Origin of the sequence: Paracidovorax cattleyae, assembly GCF_900104515.1 — a bacterium.
GTDB lineage: Bacteria > Pseudomonadota > Gammaproteobacteria > Burkholderiales > Burkholderiaceae_C > Paracidovorax > Paracidovorax cattleyae.
The window spans coordinates 250,954-257,627 of the sequence record NZ_FNJL01000003.1 but is presented as its reverse complement, the minus strand read 5'-3'; the positions used below and the strand labels follow the sequence as shown (position 1 = coordinate 257,627).

Below are 6,674 nucleotides of genomic sequence, written 5' to 3'. Positions count from 1 at the left end.
GGCAACGACTACCTGCATGGCGGCTTCGGCAACAACACGTTCATCTTCGGGCGAGGCGACGGCCAGGACCGTATCGACCACTACCACGACACGGCGGTGGGCAAGCGCAACGTGCTGCAGTTCAAGGCCGGCGTGGCAAACAGCGATGTGACGGTACGGCGCTCGGGCAACGACCTGGTGCTGTCGATCGATGGCACGACGGACAAGGTGACGGTATCGGCGTTTTTCTACCAGGACGAGCCGGGAAATGCATTCAGCCCGTTGCAGGAAGTGCGTTTCGACGACGGCACGGTCTGGGATGTGAGCGAACTGGCCAGGAAGGTGCTGATCGGGACGACTGAAGGCGACTCGCTGCAGGGGTTCGTTGGTGACGACGTGATCGATGGCCTGGCAGGCGATGACCAGATCTACGGCCAGAACGGCAACGACACGCTCTCGGGAGGCGCGGGCAACGACCAGTTGTACGGCGGTCAGGGCAACGATGTGCTCAAGGGCGGTGAGGGCGACGACCAACTGCGCGGCGACGAGGGCGATGACGTGCTCGAAGGCGGTGCGGGCAACGACTACCTGCATGGCGGCTTCGGCAACAACACGTTCATCTTCGGGCGCGGCGACGGCCAGGACCGCATCGACCACTACCACGACACGGCGGCGGGCAAGCGCAACGTGCTGCAGTTCAAGGCCGGCGTGTCCAAGGATGGGGTAACGGTACGGCGCTCGGGCAATGACCTGGTGCTGTCGATCGACGGCACGACGGACAAGGTGACGGTATCGGCGTTCTTCTATGAGGACTCGCCCGCCAACCTCTTCAATCCGATCCAGCAGGTGCGCTTCGATGACGGCACGGTCTGGGATGTAGCCGAGCTTTCCAATAGGGCTCTGACTGGAACTCCAGGAGACGACACCTTGTACGGCACCCAAGCCGCCGACACTTTGCTGGGAGGAACGGGCAACGACACCCTTTACGGGGGCGCTGGTGACGACACCCTGGAAGGCGGAGCAGGGCAGGACCTGCTGGTGGGCGGCTCGGGTAACGACACCTACCTGTTCAGTCGCGGCTCGCAGGCTGACCGGATCGTCGATGAAGACTCCACATCCGGCAATGTCGATGTGCTCTCCGTGGGACCGGGAGTCGCGACCGATCAGCTCTGGTTCCGCCGGGAAGGCAACGACCTGGAGGTGAGCGTCATCGGTACGGAAGACCGGGCCACGATCGCGAACTGGTACGCGGGCAGCGCCAATCATCTGGAGAAGATCCAGACGTCCGACGGAAAGGTGCTGCTGGACAGCCAGGTGGATGCACTGGTGTCGGCCATGGCAGGCTTCGCGCCTCCAGCCGCCGGACAGACGACGTTGCCACCCGACTACCGCAGCAGCCTGTCGAACGTGATCGCGACCAACTGGACCTGATCGTCGGCGGCCAGTGCCCTCTCGCGGCCCGCCCCGGCGGGCGCGAGCGAGCCCGGTCCGCGGACCGCAGCGACCCACGGCATGCCGGGGGCGCTGGCCCATCGCGGGCGGCTCAGGCCATCTTCATCATTTCGTGCCGAAAATCCGGTCCCCCGCGTCCCCCAGCCCCGGCAGGATGTAGCCGTGGTCGTTCAGTTCGCGGTCGATGGCGGCGGTGAAGATCGGCACGTCCGGGTGCGCCTTCTGCAGCGTGGCGACGCCTTCGGGCGCGGCCAGCAGGCACATGAACTTGACCGAGCGGGGCTTGAGTTCCTTGAGCTTGGCGACGGCGGCAGCGGCGGAGTTGCCGGTGGCGAGCATCGGGTCCACCACGATGATGTCGCGCTCCTCCATCTCGGAGGGCATCTTGAAGTAGTACTCCACGGGCTGTAGCGTCTGCGGATCGCGGTAGAGGCCGATGTGGCCGACGCGGGCGCCCGGTACCACGGTCAGCATGCCGTCCAGGAAGCCGTTGCCCGCGCGCAGAATGGAGACGAGCACCAGCTTCTTGCCGTCGATGACCTTGCCGGTCATGGTCTCGAGCGGGGTTTCGACCTCGATGTCCGACAGCGGCATGTCGCGCGTGATCTCGTAGGCCATCAGGGTGCTCAGCTCGCCCAGCAGGCGGCGGAAGCTGTTGGTGCTGGCGTCCTTGCGGCGCATGAGGGTCAGCTTGTGCTGCACCAGCGGGTGCGTGATGACGTGGACGTTGCCGGAGGGGTGCTCGGTGCTCATGGGGCGGCGTGGGAAAGGGAAGGTAAAAAAAGGGACAACCCTTCAGTCTGCCAGAAACCGCGCATACCGCGGCAGATCGACGTTGCCGCCGCTCACCACGATGCCCACGCGCGCGCCCCGCAGGTCGATGCCGCCGTGGTGCGCGCCGGCCAGCGCGAGCGCCCCGGTGGGCTCGACCACCATCTTCATGCGCTCGGCGAAGAACCGGAGCGCCTGGGCAAGCTGGGCGTCGGCCACGGTGACGACCTCGTGCACCAGCCGCTGGATGATCGGGAAGGTGATCTCGCCCGGCGCCTGGGTCTGCGCGCCGTCGGCGATGGTGCGGGGCGTCTCGATGCGCACGATGTGCCCGGCGCGCAGCGATTGCTGCACGTCGTTGCCGGCCTCGGGCTCCACGCCGACCACCTTGCAGCCCGGCGCCAGTTGTTCGGCCGCGAGCAGGCAGCCCGACAGCAGGCCGCCGCCGCCCAGGCAGACGAAGAGGTAGTCCAGCCCGGGCACGTCCTCCAGCAGCTCCACGGCAGCCGTGCCCTGGCCGGCGATGACGTGGGGATGGTCGAAGGGCGGCACGAGCACCATGCCGCGCTCGTCGGCCAGGCGCCGGCTGATGGCCTCGCGGTCTTCGCGGAAGCGGTCGTAGGTGACCACCTGGGCGCCGTATTCGCGCGTGGCGGCCATCTTGGAGGCGGGCGCGTCCTCGGGCATGACGATCACGGCGGGCATGTCGAGCAGGCGGGCCGAGAGGGCGATCGCCTGGGCATGGTTGCCGGAGGAGAAGGCCAGCACGCCGCGCTCGCGCTGGGCGGCGTCCAGTTGCACCAGGGCGTTGTAGGCGCCGCGGAACTTGAAGGCCCCCATGCGCTGGAGGTTCTCGCACTTGAAGAAGAGCTGGGCGCCCAGGGCCTCGTCGGCGGTGCTCGAGCGCAGCACGGGCGTGCGGTGGGCGATGCCCGCGAGCCGCCGGGCCGCGGCGGCGACGTCGTCGTAGGTGGGTGGGACCGGGGGATGCGTTTCCATGGAGCGTCCTCGCGAAGCGTGTGCGGTGTCCGGAAAAGGGTTGCCGCATCATAGACCGGGCAGGAGCCCGCCGGCCCGGTCAGCCCAGTTCGCTGAAGCGCTGCACCGGTGCCAGGTCGGGGAAGTCGCCCGCGCGCCGCTCGCGCATCGCACCCACGGACTCGCCCACGTGGCGGTTGCTCCACACCGTGCCCTGCAGCCAGCCCATCTGGCGCAGGCTGTCGTCCACGGAATGGTCGCGCGCATAGTGCACGGCCTGCTTGGTGCCCCAGATCGCGACGGGCGGCTTGGCGGCGATCTCCCGCGCGCAGGCCAGGGCCGCTTCCAGCATGGCCTCCTGCGTGGCGAACACTTCGTTCACCAGCCCGCAGGCCAGGGCGCGGGCCGCGGGCAGGCGCCGGCCGGTGTAGGCCAGTTCCTTGACGATGCCCAGCGGAATCAGCTTGGGCAGGCGCTGCAGCGTGCCCACGTCGGCCACCATGCCGATGTTGATCTCCTGGATGCAGAAGAACGCGTCCTCGGTGGCGTAGCGGATGCAGGCGGCGGTCACCATGTCCACCGCGCCGCCGATGCAGCCGCCGTGGATCGCCGCGATGACCGGGATGCGCAGCGATTCGATGCGGGTGAAGGTGGCCTGCATGTCGGTCAGCAGGTCGAAGATGGCAGCGCGGCCTTCGGGGCTCTGGTCGTCCATGGCGACGGCGCCGCCGAAAGTCTCCAGCGACATGCCCGCCGAGAAATGCCTGCCGGTGCTGCTGATGACCAGCGCCCGCGCGTCGCCCGAGCGGTGGATCCGCGCGAGCACGGTGTCCAGCTCGCGCCAGAAGGTGGGGTGCATGGTGTTGAGCGCCTCCGGGCGGTCGAGCACCAGGTGCGCGACGTGGTCCGTGACGGTCAGGCGGAAGCAGGTGAGGGCGGCGGTGTCGGTCATGCGGCGCACTCTAGGCCGGATGCCCGGCCGCCTGCCGTCACGTGCGCGACGGCCCCCCGGGCGCACCGTCGGGGGCCGATCAGCGGCGCACCGTGCCCGCGTCCTGCCCGAACAGCACCTTCTTCGCGTCCTCGTCCACCGTCGGCGCGGTGTTGATGCTCTTCGCGAGTTCATAGGCGCGCGCGGTGGCGGGCCGGGCCTGGATGCGCGCGAACCACTGCGCCAGGTGGGGGAAGTCCTTCAGGTCCTGGCGCTGCCGTTCGTGCGGCACGATCCAGGGGTAGCTCGCCATGTCGGCGATCGAATAGGTGCCGGCGATGTACTCGCGCCCGTCGGACAGGTGCTTGTCCAGCACGCCGTAGAGGCGGCCGGTTTCCTTCACGTAGCGGTCGATGGCGTAGGGCACCGGCTCCGGCGCGTACTGCGTGAAATGGTGGTTCTGCCCGGCCATGGGGCCCAGGCCGCCCATTTGCCAGAACAGCCATTGCAGCGCCTCGGTGCGCCCGCGCAGGTCCTGGGGGATGAACTTGCCGGTCTTGTCGGCCAGGTAGAGCAGGATGGCGCCGGATTCGAAGACGGAAACCGGCTCGCCGCCGCCGGCCGGGTCGTGGTCCACGATGGCGGGGATGCGGTTGTTGGGCGCGATGCGCAGGAATTCCGGCCGGAACTGCTCGCCGCGGCCGATGTTCACGGGCAGCAGCCGGTAGGGCAGGCCGGCCTCCTCCAGGAACATGGTGATCTTGTGGCCGTTGGGAGTGGTCCAGTAGTGCAGGTCGATCATGCTGTGGGCGGTGTGGAAGTGTCGTGGGTTCAGCGGGAGGCCGCCAGGGGCCCGCCGAGCTGCAGGGCCGCATGCGTGGCCTGCGGCTCGCCGCCGGTCTTGAAGACGGAGATGGTACGGCGAAGATTCTCGGTCTGCTGCTTCAGCTTCAGGGCCACGGCGGCCACTTCCTCCACGGCTGCGGCATTGCTCTGCGTCACCGAGTCCATCTGGGTGATCGCTTCCGAGATCTGGCCCACGCCCGTGCTCTGCTCGGCCGTCGCCCTCGAAATCTCCGTCATCATCTGCGCGACCCGGTTGACGGCAGCCATGACCTGGTCCAGCGTGCTGCCCGCCTCGTCCACCAGTTCCGTGCCGGTGTGCACCTGGTGGGCCGAGTCCTCGATCAGCGCCTTGATCTCGCGCGCCGCCGTGGCGCTGCGCTGTGCCAGCGTGCGCACTTCCGAGGCGACGACCGCGAAGCCGCGGCCCTGTTCGCCCGCGCGCGCCGCCTCCACCGCGGCGTTCAGCGCCAGGATGTTCGTCTGGAAGGCGATGCCGTCGATCACGCTCGTGATGTCGCCGATCTTGCGCGAGCTGCCGCTCACCACGCCCATGTTGTCGGCCATGCGCGAGAACACGGAGCGGCTTTTCTCCATGAGGGTCGCGGCTTCGCTGGCAGTGCGGTCGGCCTGGGCCGCGTGGGCGGCGTTCAGCTCGATGGTGCGGGAAAGCTCTTCCATGCTCGCGGCCGTTTCCTCCAGCGAGGCGGCCTGCGCCTCGGTGCGGGAGGACAGGTCCACGTTGCCCTGCGAGATCTCGTCGGCGCCGCCCGAGATCACATCGGCGCTGGAGCGGATCTCGGCCACCATGCGCGCAAGGTTGCCCTGCATCTGGCCGATGCTGTGCATGAGGCTGTCCTGGTCGCCGGGCCGCAGCAGCACCGTGCCATCGACATGGCCCTGCGAGATGCGCCCGGCGATCCGGGCCGCCTCGGCCGGCTCGCCGCCCAGCGTGCGCACGATGGACCGGCCGAAGTACCAGGCCAGCCCGCCAAGCAGCAGGATGGCCCCGGCCAGGATGCCCATCATCACGCGCGCCTGCCGCCAGAAGGCGGCCTCGATGTCCTGCGTGAAGAAGCCCGTGCCGATCCACCAGCCCCAGGGCTCGAAGGCATAGACGCCGTTGAGCTTGGGCGCCATCTCGCCGGAAGGCAGCTGTGCGCGGATGCTGGCGATACCCATGCCGTCCACGCCTTCGCGCATGGCCTTCAGGTAGGCGTCCGTATCGGAACTTCCGTCCATGGCCTTGCCGGAGGATTGCGTGCCGACCACCTTCGGATTGAAGTGCGCAAGGTTCAGGCCTTCCGGCGTCCGGACCCAGTAGTAGCTCCGCTGCTGGTCGTTGAGGAAGGTCAGGGCCTTCTTCGCGGCGTCCTGGGCCTGTTCCCGGGTCAGGGTGCCGCTCTTCTCCAGGCCCTGGTAGTAGCCGACCAGCGTCCTGGAGACGCGGAGCATGTTGAAGATTTGCGCGCGGCGCTCTTCCAGGCCGTAGTTGCGCAGCTTGAAGAGCGAGATCGCGCCCAGTGTCGCCAGCAGGACCATGGCCACCAGGGAAAAGACGAGGAGGCGGGTGGAGACTTTCATGGTCTGGCTCCGGAAAGGATGGACAGGGATGGCTGCGGCCCGTTCTTTCTATCACGCAGTCGTGGCTGGCGTATCCATATTTTCCATATTTCCCATATTTCTGGGCGGCGCCGTGGCGGGGTGTGGCGCCGGCCCG

The 6,674-nt window shown here is 68.2% G+C and carries 6 protein-coding genes; 1 reads left to right on the top strand and 5 read right to left on the bottom strand.

Annotated elements, in window-relative coordinates:
- The coding region (locus BLR05_RS03930; protein WP_279616000.1) for a calcium-binding protein at positions 1 to 1,410 on the top strand (1,410 nt) is incomplete at its 5' end.
- Between the two features lie 126 nt (positions 1,411 to 1,536).
- Here the strand turns inward: BLR05_RS03930 and upp are convergent.
- From upp to BLR05_RS03905, 5 genes are all read right to left on the bottom strand, one after another.
- Positions 1,537 to 2,184, bottom strand: coding sequence for a uracil phosphoribosyltransferase (upp, locus tag BLR05_RS03925; protein WP_092832467.1), 648 nt, complete (start codon positions 2,182 to 2,184; stop codon positions 1,537 to 1,539).
- A gap of 42 nt (positions 2,185 to 2,226) precedes the next feature.
- Positions 2,227 to 3,201, bottom strand: coding sequence for a threo-3-hydroxy-L-aspartate ammonia-lyase (locus tag BLR05_RS03920; RefSeq protein WP_092832466.1), 975 nt, complete (start codon positions 3,199 to 3,201; stop codon positions 2,227 to 2,229).
- Between the two features lie 79 nt (positions 3,202 to 3,280).
- Positions 3,281 to 4,132 carry an enoyl-CoA hydratase-related protein gene (locus BLR05_RS03915; RefSeq protein ID WP_092832464.1) on the bottom strand — a complete coding sequence of 284 codons (852 nt, stop codon included), beginning with the start codon at positions 4,130 to 4,132 and terminating at the stop codon, positions 3,281 to 3,283.
- Positions 4,133 to 4,211: 79 nt separating this feature from the next.
- A complete protein-coding gene (locus BLR05_RS03910; RefSeq protein ID WP_092832462.1) occupies positions 4,212 to 4,913 on the bottom strand; it encodes a glutathione S-transferase N-terminal domain-containing protein in 702 nt (233 codons plus the stop codon).
- 29 nt (positions 4,914 to 4,942) lie between these two features.
- Entirely contained in the window at positions 4,943 to 6,538 is a 1,596-nt protein-coding gene (locus tag BLR05_RS03905; protein WP_092832461.1) for a methyl-accepting chemotaxis protein, read from the bottom strand.
- Between the last annotated feature and the right edge of the window lie 136 nt (positions 6,539 to 6,674).

What these genes read in the sequence shown, in the direction of transcription:
- upp (WP_092832467.1), bottom strand. Translation starts at nt 2,184, where the DNA reads ATGAGCACCGAGCACCCCTCCGGCAACGTCCACGTCATCACGCACCCG.
- BLR05_RS03920 (WP_092832466.1), bottom strand. Translation starts at nt 3,201, where the DNA reads ATGGAAACGCATCCCCCGGTCCCACCCACCTACGACGACGTCGCCGCC.
- BLR05_RS03915 (WP_092832464.1), bottom strand. Translation starts at nt 4,132, where the DNA reads ATGACCGACACCGCCGCCCTCACCTGCTTCCGCCTGACCGTCACGGAC.
- BLR05_RS03910 (WP_092832462.1), bottom strand. Translation starts at nt 4,913, where the DNA reads ATGATCGACCTGCACTACTGGACCACTCCCAACGGCCACAAGATCACC.
- BLR05_RS03905 (WP_092832461.1), bottom strand. Translation starts at nt 6,538, where the DNA reads ATGAAAGTCTCCACCCGCCTCCTCGTCTTTTCCCTGGTGGCCATGGTC.